The sequence below is a fragment of the Rhodoglobus sp. G.S.4 genome (assembly GCF_056619605.1).
Window position 1 is genome coordinate 1,730,725 of record NZ_CM152748.1, and the last position, 18,479, is coordinate 1,749,203.

At 58.4% G+C, this 18,479-nt stretch carries 17 protein-coding genes; 2 read left to right on the forward strand and 15 right to left on the reverse strand.

Going from position 1 to position 18,479, the window contains the following annotated elements; all coding sequences use genetic code 11:
- Positions 1–9: 9 nt before the first annotated feature.
- The 6 genes from AC061P_RS08355 to rplU form a co-directional block, all read right to left on the reverse strand.
- Positions 10–204 carry a hypothetical protein gene (locus AC061P_RS08355; RefSeq protein ID WP_449646925.1) on the reverse strand — a complete coding sequence of 65 codons (195 nt, stop codon included), beginning with the start codon at positions 202–204 and terminating at the stop codon, positions 10–12.
- Positions 205–234: 30 nt separating this feature from the next.
- Positions 235–1,503, reverse strand: coding sequence for a glutamate-5-semialdehyde dehydrogenase (locus AC061P_RS08360; protein ID WP_480390908.1), 1,269 nt, complete (start codon positions 1,501–1,503; stop codon positions 235–237).
- Between the two features lie 39 nt (positions 1,504–1,542).
- Positions 1,543–2,340: a glutamate 5-kinase gene (gene proB, locus AC061P_RS08365; protein WP_449646927.1), complete on the reverse strand. Its 798-nt coding sequence runs from the start codon at positions 2,338–2,340 to the stop codon at positions 1,543–1,545.
- Positions 2,333–3,877: a GTPase ObgE gene (gene obgE, locus AC061P_RS08370; protein ID WP_449646928.1), complete on the reverse strand. Its 1,545-nt coding sequence runs from the start codon at positions 3,875–3,877 to the stop codon at positions 2,333–2,335. The genes proB and obgE overlap by 8 nt, the downstream gene beginning before the upstream one ends.
- A gap of 149 nt (positions 3,878–4,026) precedes the next feature.
- A complete protein-coding gene (gene rpmA / locus AC061P_RS08375) occupies positions 4,027–4,278 on the reverse strand; it encodes a 50S ribosomal protein L27 (RefSeq protein WP_219948239.1) in 252 nt (83 codons plus the stop codon).
- Between the two features lie 28 nt (positions 4,279–4,306).
- Positions 4,307–4,615 carry a 50S ribosomal protein L21 gene (gene rplU / locus AC061P_RS08380; RefSeq protein ID WP_009772527.1) on the reverse strand — a complete coding sequence of 103 codons (309 nt, stop codon included), beginning with the start codon at positions 4,613–4,615 and terminating at the stop codon, positions 4,307–4,309.
- Positions 4,616–4,931: 316 nt separating this feature from the next.
- Between rplU and AC061P_RS08385 the strand changes: the two genes are divergently transcribed.
- A complete protein-coding gene (locus AC061P_RS08385; RefSeq protein ID WP_449646929.1) occupies positions 4,932–5,201 on the forward strand; it encodes a DUF4031 domain-containing protein in 270 nt (89 codons plus the stop codon).
- 10 nt (positions 5,202–5,211) lie between these two features.
- Here the strand turns inward: AC061P_RS08385 and AC061P_RS08390 are convergent, their stop codons facing one another.
- The 5 genes from AC061P_RS08390 to AC061P_RS08410 are packed head-to-tail and all read right to left on the reverse strand — an operon-like array spanning position 5,212 to position 11,695.
- Entirely contained in the window at positions 5,212–5,613 is a 402-nt protein-coding gene (locus tag AC061P_RS08390) for an ACT domain-containing protein (RefSeq protein ID WP_449646930.1), read from the reverse strand.
- Between the two features lie 9 nt (positions 5,614–5,622).
- Positions 5,623–7,026 (reverse strand): Ig-like domain-containing domain, encoded by a 1,404-nt coding sequence (locus AC061P_RS08395; RefSeq protein ID WP_449646931.1) that lies wholly within the window; start codon positions 7,024–7,026, stop codon positions 5,623–5,625.
- The gene (locus AC061P_RS08400) at positions 7,007–7,756 is read right to left on the reverse strand and encodes a TIGR03943 family putative permease subunit (protein ID WP_480390909.1); all 750 of its coding nucleotides are present in this window, start codon (positions 7,754–7,756) and stop codon (positions 7,007–7,009) included. Before AC061P_RS08400 ends, AC061P_RS08395 begins: the two co-directional genes overlap by 20 nt.
- The gene (locus AC061P_RS08405; RefSeq protein ID WP_449646933.1) at positions 7,746–8,792 is read right to left on the reverse strand and encodes a permease; all 1,047 of its coding nucleotides are present in this window, start codon (positions 8,790–8,792) and stop codon (positions 7,746–7,748) included. Before AC061P_RS08405 ends, AC061P_RS08400 begins: the two co-directional genes overlap by 11 nt.
- Before the next feature lie 50 nt (positions 8,793–8,842).
- Complete coding sequence (locus tag AC061P_RS08410) at positions 8,843–11,695, reverse strand: Rne/Rng family ribonuclease (protein ID WP_449646934.1); 2,853 nt, start codon at positions 11,693–11,695, stop codon at positions 8,843–8,845.
- A gap of 328 nt (positions 11,696–12,023) precedes the next feature.
- Between AC061P_RS08410 and AC061P_RS08415 the strand changes: the two genes are divergently transcribed.
- Positions 12,024–12,623 (forward strand): vitamin K epoxide reductase family protein, encoded by a 600-nt coding sequence (locus AC061P_RS08415; RefSeq protein WP_449646935.1) that lies wholly within the window; start codon positions 12,024–12,026, stop codon positions 12,621–12,623.
- 123 nt (positions 12,624–12,746) lie between these two features.
- On the opposite strand, the gene ndk is transcribed toward AC061P_RS08415, so the two are convergent.
- The 4 genes from ndk to ileS are packed head-to-tail and all read right to left on the reverse strand — an operon-like array spanning position 12,747 to position 18,364.
- Entirely contained in the window at positions 12,747–13,163 is a 417-nt protein-coding gene (gene ndk, locus AC061P_RS08420) for a nucleoside-diphosphate kinase (RefSeq protein ID WP_343926461.1), read from the reverse strand.
- A complete protein-coding gene (locus AC061P_RS08425) occupies positions 13,160–13,510 on the reverse strand; it encodes a DUF4233 domain-containing protein (protein WP_449646936.1) in 351 nt (116 codons plus the stop codon). The genes ndk and AC061P_RS08425 overlap by 4 nt, the downstream gene beginning before the upstream one ends.
- A 47-nt stretch (positions 13,511–13,557) precedes the next feature.
- Entirely contained in the window at positions 13,558–15,081 is a 1,524-nt protein-coding gene (locus AC061P_RS08430; RefSeq protein WP_449646937.1) for a bifunctional folylpolyglutamate synthase/dihydrofolate synthase, read from the reverse strand.
- A complete protein-coding gene (ileS, locus tag AC061P_RS08435; RefSeq protein WP_480390910.1) occupies positions 15,074–18,364 on the reverse strand; it encodes an isoleucine--tRNA ligase in 3,291 nt (1,096 codons plus the stop codon). The genes AC061P_RS08430 and ileS overlap by 8 nt, the downstream gene beginning before the upstream one ends.
- Positions 18,365–18,479: the final 115 nt, after the last annotated feature.

An 18,479-nucleotide genomic window follows, 5' to 3' on the forward strand; every position in this document is an offset into this window, starting at 1 on the left:
GACTAAGCCTTAGTGGCCTGCGCCGTGAGCGTCGCCAGCTTTCGCAGGCTTCGCAACGTGACGGTTAGCCACGTCACGGAAACTCCACGTGACAAAGCCGAGAGTCGTGAAAACGACTGCAGCGATGATCGGAAAAGCGATCGCCGGCAAGATAAGCGGCGCGAGCTCTTCGCTCGACGCAAGTACATTCAGAAAAACAGACATCAGATCTCCATTCACAAAGCCGAGAACAGTCTAGCCGCGCACCTGACCACTACCGCGCACAACCCACTTGGTGCTGGTAAGTTCTGGTAATCCCATGGGGCCACGAGCGTGCAGCTTCTGGGTTGAGATACCGACTTCGGCGCCGAAACCGAATTCCGCGCCATCCGTGAATCTGGTGGAAGCATTGACCATCACAACTGCTGAATCGATTTCGGCGAGAAACCGGTCAGCGTTGGCGAGATCATTGGTGATGATCGATTCGGTGTGCTTGGTTGAATACGTTGCGATGTGTTCAATCGCAGCATCGAGGTCGGAAACCACCCGCACAGCAATATCGAGGCTCAAGTGTTCCACCGACCACGCATCATCGTCTGCGATGAGGGCCTGGGGAAATAGCCCACGGGTGCGCTGATCGGCGTGAATCGTCACCCCGGCGTCTGCGAGGCGTGCCAGAACGGCAGGAATAAGCCTTTCGGCGGCGTCTTCATGCACGAGAAGTGTCTCTAGAGCGTTGCAGACACTCGGACGTTGCACTTTGGCGTTGTGCACGATCTCAATCGCCGTTTCTTTGTCGGCAGACGCATCGAGGAATACGTGCACAATGCCGGCACCCGTCTCGATCACCGGCACTGTTGACTCTCTGACAACGGTCTGGATGAGCTGCGCACTCCCCCGCGGGATAAGAACGTCAACAAAACCGCGAGCCTGCATCAGTGCCTTCGCGCCATCGCGACCAAATTCGTCAATTGTTTGAACGGCGGTCGGCTCCACTCCCACGCTCGCAAGAGCGGACTGAATGATGTCTACAAGAACGCGGTTGGAGTCTTCAGCGGCTGAACCACCGCGCAGCACTACAGCGTTGCCGCTCTTGAGCGCCAGCGCCGCAATATCAATCGTCACGTTCGGTCGCGCTTCATAGATCGCACCAATCACCCCGAATGGCACGCGCACTTGTGAGACCGAGAGTCCATTAGGCAGTACAGAACCGCGGACCACTGTGCCGACCGGGTCAGCGAGTTCGATGATGTCGAGCACCGCCGCTGAGAGCTGTGTGATGCGCTCACGGGTCAGACGCAGTCTGTCCTGTAATCCCTCGGACATGCCACTAGTTGCGCCGCGTTGGAGATCGAGAGCATTGGCCGCGATGATTCGTTCGGCGTGCGTTTCGACATCCCGGGCGATAGCAGCGAGTGCCGCATTCTTCTGCACCGTAGTAAGAGTGGTGAGCGTGCGCGACGCTGCGCGTGCCGCTTCGAACTTCTCAGTAATTGTGCGCTCGATTACACCTGAATCAACCATATTCAGAGTGTAGCGGCGCTCAATACGCGCCTTCGACCCCTAATCGATCGTGATCGCTGCTTCAAACCACGTGCCGATGGATGCTCCGGCCAGCGCAGCCGCAACGCTCCCGGTTCCAGCCAAGAGTACGGGGATCCCCGCCGTTGCGGCATGCTTTGCTGCCGCAACCTTGGTACCCGCGCCACCCGTGCCAACACCCGCAGCACCAATATCGCCGAAAGTCACGTGGGCAAGATCATCATCGAACGCGACAAAGTCAATGCGTTGGGCATCCGGTTCAGAAGGAGGCTTCGTATAGAGCGCATCGATGTCAGACAGAAGCACCAGCATGTCGGCCCGAACTAGTACGGAGACAAGCGCAGCGAGACGGTCGTTGTCACCGAAGCGGATCTCATGGGTCGCTACCGTGTCATTTTCGTTCACGATGGGCAAGATTTTTAGCCCAAGCAATCGTTCCATAGCCCGCTGAGCATTGCTGTGGTGAGTGGGGTTATCCATGTCGCCTGCGGTCAACAGGATTTGTGCTGCAACCACTCCGTAGCGGTCGAAGCTCTCCTGATACCGGTAAATGAGCACGTTCTGACCGACTGCCGCTGCGGCCTGTTGGGTAGCGAGGTCGGTGGGTCGCCCATCTAGCTTGAGGAAGGGAATGCCGGTAGCGATGGCACCCGAAGAGACCAGGATCACTTCTGAACCTGCGGCGTGTGCCGCGGCTAGCGCATCGACAAGAGCGCCGATTTGGCCCACGTTGGCGCCGCTGACCGATGACGATCCAACCTTGACAACGATGCGCCGCGCACGAGGAATCTCGGCGCGCACGACGGGCTTGCTAGTCACGATCCTCCGACTCATCGCCTTTTTCAATGGCGAAACCTTCATCGTCCACCCAAACGCCAGCTTCACGCTCAGACTCGAGCTCAGCGCGTGCGGCTGCCTTAGCATCCATGCGCTCGAGGTAATTCTTGCGACGGCTGCGGTTGGTTTCGCGGGGGTTGTCGTCGAGTCGTGGGTCGGTTCCTCGAGGAGCAACAGTCAGTTCGGCGGCCGATGAGAGCGTTGGCTCCCAATCGAAGACAACACCTCCGCCTGCGCCAATAATGACGGTGGAGCCGGGGACGGCACCTGCCTTGAACAGGTCGTCTTCAACACCGAGGCGCGCCAAACGGTCTGCCAAGTATCCGACAGCTTCCTCGTTCGCAAAGTCTGTTTGTGCAACCCAACGCTCAGGCTTATCGCCAACAACGCGGTAAATGTTGCCGTAGGTGCCACCTTCGACCTTGACGACGAAGTCCTTCGCATTGACGGCGCGCGGGCGCAGAATGATGCGTTCCTTGACCGGTTCGGAGTTGCGCTTCTCGCGGTCAGCGAGAACAACAGCAGCGAGAGCAAAGGACAGCTCTCGCAGGCCCTCGCGAGATACAGCAGACACTTCGAAGACACGGTAGCCGCGCTCTTCTAGCTCAGCCTTGACGAGATCAGCGAGATCACTGCCCTCGGAAACGTCGACCTTGTTGAGAGCAATGAGTTGCTCGCGCTCGAGCAATGGCTTTTGACCCTCTGGAACGGGGTAGGCCGCCAGTTCGCCGAGAATCACATCGAGGTCGCTGATGGGGTCGCGACCGGGCTCCAAAGTGGCGCAGTCGAGCACGTGCAACAGTGCGGTGCATCGCTCGACGTGACGCAAGAACTCAAGCCCAAGGCCTTTGCCCTCGCTTGCGCCTTCGATAAGTCCAGGAACGTCGGCGATCGTGTAGCGAACGTCTCCGGACTCAACGACTCCGAGGTTGGGGTGCAACGTAGTGAACGGGTAGTCAGCAATCTTTGGCTTGGCCGCGCTCATAGCAGCGATCAAGCTCGACTTGCCTGCAGACGGGTAGCCGACCAAAGCAACATCGGCAACGGTTTTAAGCTCAAGGAAGATGTCGCCCTGAAAACCGGGCGTTCCGAGCAGCGCAAAACCGGGAGCCTTGCGCTTAGTGGATGAGAGGGCTGCGTTGCCGAGCCCGCCCTGACCACCTGGGCCGACGACCAAGCGCATGCCGGGAGCATCCATGTCGATGAGGACTTCGCCATCCTGATCGCGCACGAGCGTGCCGACCGGAACCGAGAGCAACATTTCAGCACCGGCAGTGCCAGCCTTGTGGTCGCCCTGACCTGGCTGACCGTGCTGCGATTTGCGGTGCGGCGATCGGTGGAAGTTCAGAAGCGTGGTGACCTGAGGGTCGCTGTAAAGCACGATGTCGCCACCGTTGCCACCGTTACCGCCGTCAGGGCCGGCAAGAGGCTTAAACTTTTCACGCTTGACTGAAACACAACCGTTTCCGCCGTGTCCTGCTACGAGATGCAAGGTCACCTGGTCGACGAACGATGCCATGATGGTTCCTCCTATTCTCGTGAGACACGGGTAATGCTATTGCTGTACTCAATGGTGCTGCACCTAGTGGTGCTGAGTTAAATGGCGAGAGCGAGCCGAAGCTCGCTCTTCGCTGTATCGTTCGCCTGCGAACAGGCAACCGGGGAAAACTAGACGGTGACGATGTTGACGACCTTGCGGCCGCCCTTTGCACCGAACTGCACTGCGCCTGCTGAGAGAGCGAACAGAGTGTCGTCTCCTCCACGGCCGACGTTGACGCCGGGGTGGAAGTGGGTGCCGCGCTGACGAACAATGATCTCGCCGGCGAGAACCTCTTGGCCGCCGAAGCGCTTTACGCCGAGGCGCTGCGCGTTGGAGTCACGACCGTTGCGGGTGGAGCTTGCGCCCTTTTTGTGTGCCATTTTCTTGGAAGTCCTTTACGCTCGTCAGCTACTTGATGCTGGTGATCTTGATGCGGGTCAGTTCTTGACGGTGACCCTGGCGAACCTTGTAACCGGTCTTGTTCTTGAACTTCTGAATAACGATCTTTGGACCGCGCTCATCGTTCAGAACCTCGGCAACGACCTTGATCTTCTCAAGCGCCTTGGCGTCGTGAGTGATCTTGTCGCCATCAACGAACAGAACTGGAGCGAGCTCAACATTGCCGTTCTTGTCGGCTGCGATGCGGTCGAGAACGACAATCGTGCCGACCTCTACCTTCTCCTGCCGCCCACCGGCGCGCACAACTGCGTAAACCACTTTTGACCCTTACTTAACGATTAATAGCTAGAACTACTGAAGCTTGTGGCGAATTCTGCGGGCTATGCCCAGCACACACCAAGGATCAACGATACTCGACGTGGGCACTCCCGGTCAAACGACACGCTTCTGCTGCTTCGAATTAAGTCAGCCATGAGAGACGACTTAGCGAAAATGAGAACGTGTACACCGGAGATTGATCGCAATCTCAACGATCACAACCACAGTTCAAGTGCAGCGACAACAATAGTACGTCCCAAACGGGTGCCCGGTCAAAAGCTCAACGTCACGATCTGCCCTCAATTAGGCTCAGACCATGACTGTGTTGATCGACCAGGCGATCTGGCCCGCCCACGAGACGGTGTGGGCCCACCTCGTGAGTGACACGTCGCTAGCCGAACTCCACGAATTCGCTGAGCTCGCGGGCATCCCCCGCCGAGGATTCGACCTCGATCACTACGATGTACCAGCGCGGATGTGGGAACAACTTGTCGCCCTCGGCGCCGAACCAGTCGGCGTTCGAGAGTTCGTGCGCCGGCTGGAAGCTAGCGGACTTCGGGTTCCTCAGCGCGACCGCACCAAATAGGGCGCCCGGACTAGAGCGATGCCGACTGAAGCGATCGCAGCGCAGCGAGTGCGGCATCCACAGAGTCAATGGGGACAAATATGTGATCGTGATAGTTGCCAGCGATCACATTGCAGCTGATGTCTGCATCGCCCAGTGCCTGAGCGAACGCTGCGGTAAGACCAACGGCCTCAAGAGCAGAATTGACGGTGAGAGTGATCCACGCTGATCGGAAGCTGTGGGGAATCGACTGACGCAGAGCATCCGACTCGCTCAGCACCACAGAGATCCCTTCAGCCTCAATGATCATCGCTACGACAGAATCGGCGTCGATGTCACGAAGTGACTCCACCGTCGCAAACACAAATACACCGGGGTTGTGCTGAGGTTCCATAGTGGACAGCAGCGAATCGAGGTCAGAGATCGCAGTCATAAAACGAACCTACCGCCAGATGGCGCCGAAGCCCTCGACGCTTCGTGTGACTGCGCCAGTTGAGATCTCAACAATGTAGGTCGCAACACTTCGCGGGCGCGCACTCATCACATACTCGTCGGAATCGAATGCGGAAACATTGGGTTGAACCTCAACCGCGACAAATTGTCCATTGGGCGACACCCGAAAATCGAGAATCGCGCCTCTGTCTTCGACCGTTTGGAAGAGGATGCGTGAAGCCGCGCCGTCGTCGTAGGCAAGGATGCTGCTAAAGGTGTGTCCGTCCTCCCCCACCAACACCATCTTGGCAACCAAATCGTCAGCGGCATTCGCATCGGCGTCGCCCAAAAACGGCTGCTTGCCATCAACCGGTGATGCCAGGAGCCGACGTTCAGAACCATCGGTAAGCAACAGGGAAGCGCTGCCACGCGCATCACCGACGACCACGTGGGAACCATCCGCCGATACCCTGCCGAACTCAAAAAACTGACCGAGCGGCACAACCTCACCCGAAGCGGTATCTACTCGCACTACGGTGCTCTCGGTGGTGAGAGCAACAATATTTGCCGTACCGGGGATGAACTGCCAGCCCGTAACGCGCATGGGATCACCATCGAGGTCGGAGATAGCAACAACGTCGCGCCCACGATCGAGATCAACCGTGTAGAGCGTGTGCGAGACAGTCTCAATCGGCCCAGGATCATCGCTCGAAATCGTAAACCCGAGAGTTGCCCCCGCACGCGACGCATCGAGGTCCGCGACCTCCCCCACCTCTGGCAGCAACAGCTGTTCAGTAATACCCGACTCTGGATTCACCAGATGCAGCGCGCCAAGGCGGTCGGCACTGGCCGTAGTGAACGCCACCAAGTCCCCTACGGGAGTGAATTCTTGGATGCCCTCCCCCGCGAACAGCACAGTGCGCTCAGAGCCGCTGAGTCCGGTGCGCACAATCTCATCGACCGGAACCCCACGGTCGAGATAGTAGAGCTCTGCTTCGCCAGTGGTAAATGAGTAGTCGATCGCTGAGGCTGAACCGCCGGATGGACTGACAACTCCATCGACAGTCACCGTGTACTGCGTGCCGTACTGGAGCGGCTGCTCAAACTTCACCGAGATCAGATCAGCCTCGCTCGAGACGCTAACGGCTGCGGCTGGCTCAACAGTCACGGCACCGGCATCAATTGCGGCGATTGCTTGGTTGAGAAAGAGACGCAAGGTTTGATCAGATGAGGCAACAACGGCATCCGTGTCGAGTTGGGCATTCGACAACTTCGGCCCCTGCAGATACCCCAAGGCCAAAAACACACCACAGAGCGCAACGAGCACCCCAATCGTCCAAGCGAACGCCTTGCGGAACGCCTGAGCGCCAGCATGGGGATTGTTGGGATTGCGGCTAATAGAGATATGGCTCATTTGGCCGCTCCACAATGCTCAAGGTCTTCGGGACAAGAACGAGTGAAATATCGCTGCGCGAGCTCGGGTTAATCTCGAAGTTCCCGGTGATCTGCACCCAGGAGTCGATCGCGAATTCATTGCTCCAACCGGGCGCGTACACCGCGACACCGGTCGGCTGAGCGTCAACAGCGCAGCAGGTCACCGTAAAGCGAGAAAGATAAAAAATGTTGTCGGGATCGTCATCACTCGGAGTGATGAAACCTACTAAATCTGCGGTTTTATTGGAGTAAAAGCTCGGATCGCTGGTCTGGCGCAGCAACGATGCCCAGTCGACAACCGTGAAGCTCGCAATCAATGATTCATCGGCACTGTCGACGTCATCCACATTCTGGCTATCACTGCCGACCGTTGAGCCCACGATGTCACGTTGACTCGCTGTTGCACTGGAGAGGGTGGCCGGCGGCACGACAACAAGCGAAAGTGCAACAACCCCCGAGAGAACGAGCGCGATAACCCCGAGAACCCGAGACCAGCCACTTCTCACTGCAGGTTCCTCGGTGCTGCCAGGGCGAATTGCGACACTCATCACGCCAAGAACGAGGGCAATCACGGCCATGATGACCGTGAATACCACGTAGCGGGGATGGATGTAGAGAACGAGCTGCTGGCTTGCCGCGAGCCACATGGTGGCGCTGACCGCGACCACAATCAGGATGACTCCCCACCAACGTTGGAGGTTAGGCCACATAGTTGATCACCAACCCAATAACGGCACTCATGAGGGCAACCACCAGTGAAAGTTGCAGCAATACGCGTGCTGTGAATGTCGTGCGCATGATGGCCAACATCTTGATGTCGATAATCGGGCCGAAGACCAAGAATGTCACGATTGATCCCGGCATGAAGGTGCTCGCGAACGGCAAGATGAAAAACGCGTCAACGCTGGAGCACACCGATATTACGAAGGCGAGCAGCATCATTGCAAGAATCGACCACAAGGGGTTGCTGCCGAGCGACACGAGCACATCGCGTGGAACCGCTACCTGAATTGCGCCGGCGATAAGCGAACCGATGAAGACGGCGGGCATGAGCACGCTCGACTCGCGCATGAAGATGTCGAGGCTCTTGTCTGAACGCGACTGGTGCTGATGATCGGCACTGGCAGAACATTGGGCGGCGAACCGACCGGTGAGCATCGAGTTCGGTTGCGGATGCAGGCTGAAGAGCCAGCCAACAATGTTGGCAATCGCGAGCCCGCCAAGAATTCGACCGACGAGGATGCCGTCAGTGAACCCAAACGCCTGATAGGTCGTCAGGATCGTAATCGGGTTAATGATCGGGGCTGCGAGCAAGAACGTCATCGCCTCAGGAACCGAGAACCCTTTAAGCACTAGTCCGCGAGCTAGCGGAACATTTCCGCATTCGCAGACTGGCAAAGCAATACCAAAGAGCGAAATGATTGCACGCCTGAACACAGGTCGTTGTGGCAGGTAACGCATCAGCAGGTCATCGGGCAGCCACGCTTGCACGACAATCGACAGAACGATACCGAGCACCACAAACGGCAGCGATTCAATGATCACGCTCGTCGCTAACGTCAGTAAGTCCTGCGCGAGGCCAGGAACACCGAGCGTGTCTAATTCGCCGGTGTACGCCCGCAACGCGAGCAGTGAGATAACTCCGAGCGTTCCGATCGCCGCCCACAACCAGCGGCGCCGCGATCGGCGAGGTCGATGATCATGCCGATGGCGATCATCGACGTTCGCAGTCACAGTGGAACTCACACGCTAACCCTATAAAAGCGCGACTCTAAAAGAGCCGAGAACACCCGGCATTACTGATCGTTGTTCGGCGTCGCATTCACTGTTTTGCCCTGGCTGCTGGCACGACGCGAGCCGCGCGATCGACCTTGGCCCGGCTGCTTGGGCTCAGGAAGAGCCTCGAGAACCGAACCCAAAATCTGTTCAGCGTCCTGAGTACTGATCTTTGGCGACGATGGTGAACTCTTCGTAGCCGGAAGATCGAGAATCGCAACCGCAGCTTCTGCTGCAGCCTCAACGACCTCGCTAGCCTGAGCTACTGGCTTCGATGCGTTTGCCTCAGCCTGAGGAGAATCCGACGTCTGAGTCGAGTCAGCATCGCGAGACGAGTTCGCGTTTCGCGATGAACCAGAGTTGCGTGATGACCCTGAGTTCTTCGACGAACGTGACTTGGGCCCTGTTGCTGACGCCTGATCTGCCGACGGAGCCACCGGGGATGTCGCTGGTGCGTCTGCTACGGGCTCGGCGGCCGCTACGACGGTACTGGCTGCGACACGGGCAAGAGCATTGCGAACATCTTCGGTGATCGCGTGAGTGCCGTTACTGCCGCCATTGCTGGCACCGTTACTTGAGCCAGCGTTGGAAGACTTAGCAGCACCGTTCGACTGCTGATTCTGCGAGCCAGCGTTGCTACCGGAGCCGGAACTATTTCCACCGCCGTTTGCGCCACCGTTGTTGCCGCTTCCGTTGTTGCCGCTTCCGTTGTTGCCATTCCCGCCACGATTACGACCACGGCGACCGCTGCCAGCCTGCTCGTTCTGAGTGGGCTGCTGACGGTGCTTGGTAACGGGATCATGGTGCACGACAACGCCACGGCCGGCACAAACTTCACAGTTTTCGCTGAAAGTTTCGAGAAGCCCGAGACCCAACTTCTTACGAGTCATTTGCACAAGGCCGAGCGAGGTAACTTCGGCAACTTGGTGCTTGGTGCGGTCGCGGCTCAAGCACTCAACGAGACGACGCAAAACGAGGTCGCGGTTTGATTCGAGAACCATGTCGATGAAGTCAATGACGATGATTCCACCGATATCGCGCAGACGTAGCTGGCGAACGATTTCTTCGGCGGCCTCAACGTTGTTCTTGGTTACGGTCTCTTCGAGGTTTCCTCCCGAGCCGACAAATTTTCCGGTGTTGACATCGACAACCGTCATGGCCTCAGTGCGGTCGATGACGAGTGAACCACCAGAGGGAAGCCAGACCTTGCGGTCAAGCGCCTTCTCGATCTGTTCCGACACACGGTATTCCTCGAACGAGTCAACCGAACCCTCGTGTTCTTGCAAACGATCAAGCAAATCGGGAGCGACAGAACGCACGTAGCCCTCAATTGTCTTGCGAGCGTCGTCACCCTCGATCACGAGCTTGTGGAAGTCTTCGTTGAAGACATCGCGAATGATCTTGATCAACAGATCCGGCTCAGAATGAAGAAGGGCCGGAGCCTGAGCCTTTTCCACCTGCGAGCTGATGTCTGCCCATTGGTTCGTGAGGCGACTCACATCGAGAGTGAGCTGCTCTTCCGTGGCACCCTCAGCTGCCGTGCGCACAATGACGCCGACGTTCTCAGGGAGTACACCCTTGAGGATCTTCTTGAGGCGTGAACGCTCAGTGTCTGGGAGTTTGCGGCTAATGCCACTCATCGACCCATTGGGCACGTAGACGAGGTAGCGGCCAGGCAGCGAGACCTGGCTAGTGAGACGGGCACCCTTGTGTCCGACAGGGTCTTTCGTCACCTGAACGAGCACGCGGTCACCTGGCTTGAGCGCAAGTTCAATACGACGCGCTTGCGGCTTGCCGTCAGCAGAGTTCTCTGCTGCAGCATCCCAATCAACTTCGCCGGAGTAGAGCACCGCGTTGCGGCCACGTCCGATGTCGACGAACGCTGCCTCCATGCTCGGCAATACGTTCTGCACGCGACCGAGGTACACGTTGCCGATAAGGCTCGCGTCCTGAGCTTTGGCAACATAATGCTCAACCAATACGCCGTCTTCGAGAACAGCAATTTGGATGCGGTCAAACTTTGAGCGGACCACCATGACACGGTCGACACTTTCGCGACGCGCTAAGAATTCGCTCTCGGTCACAACGGGACGACGGCGACCAGCATCGCGACCATCACGGCGGCGCTGCTTCTTGGCTTCGAGACGAGTCGAACCCTTTACCTTGGTCGGCTCGTTGCTTGGCTCAGCCTGCTTGCGCGGCTGGCGAACGCGAACAACGGTGTTGGGAGACTCGTCACCTGGACGGGCCTCTTCGCCAGAACGACGGCGTGAGCGACGACGAACGTTGCCTGCCTCATCGTGCGACGCGTTGTCATCACCACGGGTGTCGCCATTCGACTTGTTGTCGTTGCGCGAGCGAGGCGCACGCGCTGGAAGATCCGGAAGATCCGGTGCCTGAAAGAGCAACGATGTTGTCGACGGAGCACTAGCTGCTGCCGTTTTCTTCGCCGCTGGGGCTTTCTTTGCTGACGGGGCCTTTTCAGTGGCGGCATCCGAAGAGTTCTGCACCGACGCTGCTGGGCTCTTGCGTGAGCGAGAGCGCGTGGTCGACGTCTTCGGCGCTTGCGCGTCGTTGCTCTTATTGGCGTCGGAACCGGAATCCGCGGGGATCTCCGTTACTGATGCGGGAACCTCGAGCCCCAAGTGCTGGCTCGCAGTCTTAGCCGCTGGACGCTTAGCCGATTGCGCAGGAACGTCGGCGGGTGGCGCCTGTTCCTTGGGGGCCTCGACAGGTGGGGTTTGCACGGTTGGCGTCTGCGCTGCTGGCGTCTGCGCCGTCGACTTAGATGCTGATTTGGAAGCAGGAAGAATGCGGCCGAAAAGGCCTTTCTTCTTCGGAACTTCTTTCGAACTATCGCTTTGATTCACCATCGCTGGTGTACTCCTTGCCCTAATAGGCGACCGCGCCACCTACCGGGTACTCTCTCGTGCGCTATTCCCCTGCCAAACCTATGGTGGGAGAACCGCTACTAATTCTTCAGGTCTTGCAACGGGCTCGTGGCTCGCGCTGCAGTTGTGCCCTGTCACGACACTTCGGAACTGGCTATCCGACTCGCGCAACAAGCGTTGCGTAACTGGTCCGGTCGCTATGCCCGGTAAGCCTTCTTGGTGTTATTCCGAGCGCGGCTCGGAGTAACTACGCTTCATTATCGCATGCATTCTCAGAAAACGAGCCTGACGCGCATGCGATAATCCCAGCATGACTGCCTCCGGGGTTCGAAACAGGCCCATAGCCCTCGCCGTATTTTTGATCATCACCGGTTTGATCGGGCTGTGGGCGTCGTTCCAGCTCATGGTGGAGAAGATCCACTCGCTCGAAAACCCAGAAGCGGTACTCAGCTGCGACTTCAGCATCATCGTTCAGTGTGCAAAGAATCTCGACTCGGCTCAAGGAGCCCTGTTCGGCTTCCCCAACCCCGTACTCGGACTGGTTGGTTTCATGGCTCCCGTCGTCGTTGGGGCAGCGATTTTGGCTGGCGCGCGTTTCAACAGCTGGTTCTGGGTCACCTTCAACATTGGCGTTGCCGGAGCATTTGCCCTGTGCATGTGGCTCTCCTACCAAAGCATTTTCAATCTCTTCACGCTGTGCCCCTGGTGCATGGTCGTCTGGTCGGTGACGATCCCGATGTTCTGGGCTGTGACGTTGCGAAACCTTAAGGTGGGGGCAATTCCCGCACCGCGCGCGCTTCGCAAGGCTGCATCAGCTGCGTACAGCTGGGTGCCGGTAATTGCCCTAGTCGGCTACATCATCATCGCGATCATCGCGCAAGTGCGCCTCGACGTACTGAGCTACCTCTAAGAGATATTCCGTCCCAGCGGCGTATGCCGCACCGGGAACATAAAAACGGCGAGTTCCTGACCGCAGTCGGGATCTCGCCGTTTTTTGTGCGGAACGCGCCTGGCGTTCGCAGAGTGGGAAGACTTAGGAGAACCAGAGAGCCAGTTCACGTGCGGCCGACTCTGGAGAGTCACTGCCGTGCACCAAGTTCTGCTGAACGGCGAGTCCCCAGTCGCGCCCGAGGTCACCACGGATGGTGCCTGGAGCAGCAGTCGTCGGGTCAGTCGTGCCTGCGAGCGAGCGGAAACCCTCGATTGCACGGTTGCCGGCGATGCGCAAAGCAACAGTCGGACCCGACTGCATGAAATCCATCAGCGGCTCGTAGAACGGCTTGCCCTCGTGCTCGGCGTAGTGCTGCGCGAGCAGATCTACTTCAGCCTGCACCAAACGCACGTCGACGAGCTGGTAGCCCTTGGCCTCAATACGGCGAAGGATTTCTCCGGTCAGATTGCGAGCAACGCCATCCGGCTTAATCAGTACAAGTGTCTCTTCGATGTTCATTGTGTCTCCTCAGCGGGGGTAGTCGTGGTTGATGAACTAAGAATTGCGGCTTTGGCGGCGTCGATCTGGCGGCCCTTGATGAAGCAGTATGTCCAGATTGCAGCAAAGCCCGCGCCGACCACAAACATCGGGGCGAGAATGAAGCCAAGCGCTATGAGGACAACCTGAAGCCCCCAGCCGATCCATACTGCCCAAGGGTGGTGCAGCATCCGTGCCAGGGCAACGAAGACAAGGATCAACACTGCGCCGCCGACAAAGGCTGGTGCCGGACCGAGAGCCTTCAGGCCGAACGCAGTCAAGGCCACGAAGAAAATCAAAGTCGCATCGAGCACCAGAACGATACTCAAGAGCAACTCAGTTACGGAGCGCGTTCTGCGAGGTCGTGGGGTTCGACTCACGGCTTCCAGCCCTCCGCCTCCGCTAGAGCGAGCGCCTCGCCGACCAAAGAAATTGACCCAGTGACGACTACGGCGCGACGTTCATTCTCGCCTGCCCACTCCCGGGCCAATTCCATCGCCTCGGCGAACGAATCAAAGTCGGTTGTCTCATCAGAGAATTCGCGAACAATTTCGACGAGGTCCTCTGGCGCCACTGCGCGATCCGATTGAGAGGTCGTGACATAGAAGCGGTTAGCAACCGGAGCCAGAGCCTTAACAATGCCAGCGGCATCCTTGTCGTCAAGCACACCAATGACGAACGCGATTTCGTCGAAAGTGAAGTACTCCTTCAGCGCTGCCGCCAGAGCTGTGGCACCGTGAGGGTTGTGCGCGGCATCCACAATTACTGTGGGCTCAGCACCGATAACGTGCAGGCGACCAGGAGATGACACGGTTGCGAGTCCCTCGGCGAGAACGTCACCGACAAGTGCCTGACTGCCGTCGCCTAAGAAGGACTCGACTGCGGCAATAGCAAGAGCGGCATTGTGCCCTTGGAACTCGCCGAAGAGCGGTAAGAAGAGATCGGAGTAGGTGCCAGCGAGGCCGCGAACCGAAATCAACTGGCCACCGATAGCTACGGCGCTGCTCGTCAACTCAAAAGCATCGCCCTCGAAGCCAAGCTTGGATTCCGTGAGGTCTGCCGCCCGTTCAAGCTCAATTTGGGCATCCGCAGTTTGAACCGCAGACACGATTGAGGCTGCCGGCTTGATGATTCCCGCCTTGGTGCGCGCAATTTCAGAAATTGTCGTGCCGAGGCGCTGAGTGTGGTCGAGCGCGATCGGGCTGAAGACGGCAACTTGGCCGTCGGCGACGTTCGTGGAATCCCACTCGCCGCCCATGCCGACCTCGAGCACAGCGACATCGATGGGGGCATCCGCGAAGCTCGCGAATGCGAGTACCGTCAGCGCTTCGAAGTACGTCAGCGGCTCTTCGGCCTTTGCCAACAACTCGGCATCCACCATGAGGAGGAAGGGGCGGATGTCAGCCCAGTTGGCGGCAAGAGCGCGGTTGGAGATGGCTCGGCCATCAATCACGATCCGCTCGTTCACGCGCACCAAATGCGGACTCGTCATGAGTCCGGTGCGCAACCCGTAGGCCCGCAAAATACTTTCGACGATGCGACTCGTTGACGTCTTGCCGTTGGTTCCCGTGATGTGAATCACCGGGTAAGTGCGCTGCGGGTCACCGATGAGTTCGACGGCACGACGAGTTGCCTCGAGCCGCGGTTGCGGTGCCTGCTCCCCTATCCGCGCCAGCAATTCGTCGTAGACGAGTGCGGCATCTTGGGCGTACTCGGAGTCTTCGAGTTCGAAATCTGAGTCCTCGTCGATGTTCGTTCCCTCGAAACCATCAGCGAAGGGGCTGAGGTCAGCAAGAGGGTGGGCCGCTTCGAGCTCGGCCCGTTCTTCGTCACTGAGAGAGTCATCGAATGACTCATCTGGTTCTACGCTGTCGTCGAATTCTTCGTCGCGTTCAGACATTAATCGTTCCTATCTTGGTGATGTCAATCACCAGGCCGCCCTGATTGGCATATTTTCCTGCCGGCAATTCGGTGCGGTATGTCTCAAGTGTGCCCTCTGTCAGCTCATTCGCGAAGCTCTGAACCGTCGATTGCGCTGCAAGCGTTTCTGAGGCGATCATGGCGCTGTGGAAGTCGATGGCCTCATGGTCAGCGGCGTCGAGGGCACTGATGACGAGTGCGATTCGGTCGCTTACGTCGAAGCCTGCAGCCTTGCGCGCATCCTGAATGGCCCGGATGGCGTCTCGAGCCAGCCCTTCGGCCGAAAGCTCAGGGGTGAGTTGGGTATCAATGATCACGAAACCACCGTCAGAGAGGAATGCGATCGCACTCGCTTCATCGGCTGCTTCCATCTGCAGTTCATATTCGGCTGATTCTAAAGCCATGCCATCGACCGAGACCCCATTAGCGGTCGCCTCCCAGTTGCCAGCTTTGGCCTCTTTGATGACGTGCTGAACTTGCTTGCCGACACGCGGTCCAAGAGCACGGGCATTGACGGTCAGCTTTTTGGTGATGCCGAAGCTGTCAAGCGATCCATCTTCGAGTTGCTCAAACCGAACAGTTTTGACATTGAGTTCATCACGAAGGATGTCGCTGAACGACGCGAGCGCATCGGGAGTTTTACTGACAATGGTCAACGATGCCAGCGGAAGTCGAACCCGCAGGCTGCGCACCTTACGCAACGCCAGGCCGCTTGAAGCAATCTCGCGCACGCGGTCCATCGAGGCCACTAGATCATGGTCGCTCGGGAACGCGGAGGCATCTGGCCAATCGGTGAGGTGCACGCTGCGACCGTTGGTCAGCCCGCGCCACATTTCTTCCGAGACCAGCGGCAGCAGCGGCGCTGCGACCCGCGCAACCGTTTCAAGCACCGTGTATAGCGTGTCGAACGCGTCAGTGTCATTTCCACTCCAAAAGCGGTCGCGACTGCGACGCACGTACCAGTTGGTGAGCACATCAGCGAAGTCGCGAAGTTTTGCGGCGGCCATGGGGCTGTCGAGCGCGTCAAGCTCACGGGTGACGTCTTCGATGAGTTCGCGAGTTTTCGCCAGCAGGTATCGATCGAGAACGTTTGTCGAGTCTGTTCGCCACGTTGCTTCGTAGTTATCGGCGGCGTTCGCATAGAGAGTGAAGAAGTAATAGGTGCTCCACAGGGGAAGCAGCATCTGGCGAACGCCATCACGGATGCCCTCTTCGGTAACCATGAGGTTTCCGCCGCGGATAACCGAGCTCGACATCAGGAACCAGCGCATCGCGTCGGCGCCATCGCGGTCGAAGACTTCAGAGACATCCGGGTAGTTGCGCAGACTCTTCGACATCTTTTGGCCGTCATTGCCCAGCACGATGCCGTGGCTGATGACGTTCGAGAATGCCGGGCGGTCGAACAACGCCGTCGACAGCGTGTGGAGGGTATAGAACCATCCGCGAGTTTGACCGATGTACTCCACGATGAAATCGGCCGGGCTGTGAGTATCGAACCACTCTTGGTTCTCGAAGGGGTAGTGAACCTGAGCGAACGGCATCGAACCGGAATCGAACCACACGTCGAGCACGTCTTCGATACGACGCATTGTCGACTGACCGCTTGGATCGTCGGGGTTGGGACGCGTCAGCTCATCGATAAACGGGCGGTGCAGGTCGGGCTCACCCTCGTGGTTGAGCGGCAAGCGACCAAAGTCTGCTTGGATCTCGGCAAGCGAGCCGTAGACATCCACGCGCGGGAAGTCAGGGTTGTCGCTCTTCCAGATCGGGATCGGCGAGCCCCAGTAACGGTTGCGGCTGATCGACCAGTCGCGGGCGTTGCCCACCCACTTGCCGAACTGGCCCTCCTTGACGTTCTCGGGAACCCAATTGATTTCCTGGTTGAGTTCACCCATGCGGTCACGGAACTCGGGAACCTTGACGAACCAGCTCGACACAGCCTTGTAGATCAGCGGATTGCGGCAGCGCCAGCAGTGCGGGTAGGAGTGCTCGTAGCTGGCGACCTTGAGCAGGCGGCCCTCTTCTCGCAGCAACTTCGTTAGAGGCTTGTTGGCGTCAAACACTTGCATTCCGGCAACCGGTGGAACCGACGTCAAGAACTTGCCGCCATCATCAACTGAGATGACCACAGGGATGCCAGCAGCAGCACACACATTTTGGTCATCTTCACCGTAGGCGGGCGCCTGGTGCACGATGCCGGTACCTTCGCCGGTAGCAACATAGTCGGCAACCAAGAACTGCCACGCATTTTCGGTTCCGTAGGTTTCGGCATCCGCATAGAAGTCCCAGAGACGGTCGTAGCGAACACCGTCGAGTTCGGAACCCTTGATCGTGCGCGATACGGCGGCGAGGGCATCCTCAGCAGTCTCGTAGCCGAGCTCTTTCGCGTAGGCAGCGATGGTATCGCCAGCAAGCAGGTACTGTGCCGATCCTTCTTCTGAGCCGTCCCCGGCGCCGAGCGGGCCAGCGGGCAGCACGGCGTAGTCAATATCAGGGCCAACGGCGAGAGCAAGGTTGGTCGGCAGCGTCCACGGGGTGGTCGTCCAGGCAAGCGCCTTCACGCCGGTGAGGCCGAGGCTTTCGGCTTTCACCCCGTCGAGCGGGAATGTGACAGTGACGGTTTGGTCTTGACGCATCTTGTAGACGTCATCGTCCATACGCAGTTCGTGGTTGGAGAGCGGGGTCTCATCGTTCCAGCAGTAGGGAAGCACTCGGAATCCCTCGTAGGCGAGATTCTTTTCGTGAAGCTGCTTGAACGCCCAAATAACGCTCTCCATGAAGTTGACGTCAAGGGTCTTGTAGTCGTTCTCGAAGTCGACCCAGCGCGCCATCCGCGTGACGTACTCCTGCCACTCACCCGTGTACTTGAGCACAGATTCGCGCGCCGCATCGTTGAACTTGTCGATGCCCATCTCTTCGATTTGGGCCTTCTCGGTGATGCCAAGCTGGCGCATCGCTTCGAGTTCAGCGGGGAGTCCGTGGGTGTCCCAGCCGAAGCGGCGGTGCACTTGTTTGCCGCGCATGGTCTGGTAGCGCGGAAAGAGGTCCTTGGCGTAGCCGGTCAGCAGGTGACCGTAGTGTGGCAGACCATTGGCAAAGGGAGGGCCGTCGTAGAAGACCCACTCATCTGCGCCTTCACGCTGATCGATGGATGCCTGAAAAGTGCCGTCGGACTTCCAGTACGAGAGCACTTGCTCTTCGATCGCCGGAAACTTGGGTGACGGCGCTACGGAATCGTCTGAGCGGTGGCGAGGATACGACATGAGGCTCCAGTGGTACGTGGGTGCGAATAATCTGCACGAGGACGACCTCACGGCCGCGGTACCACCCCGCTTGTGCACCCTGCGGCACACCTCTCATATCGCTGTAACGGGCTTA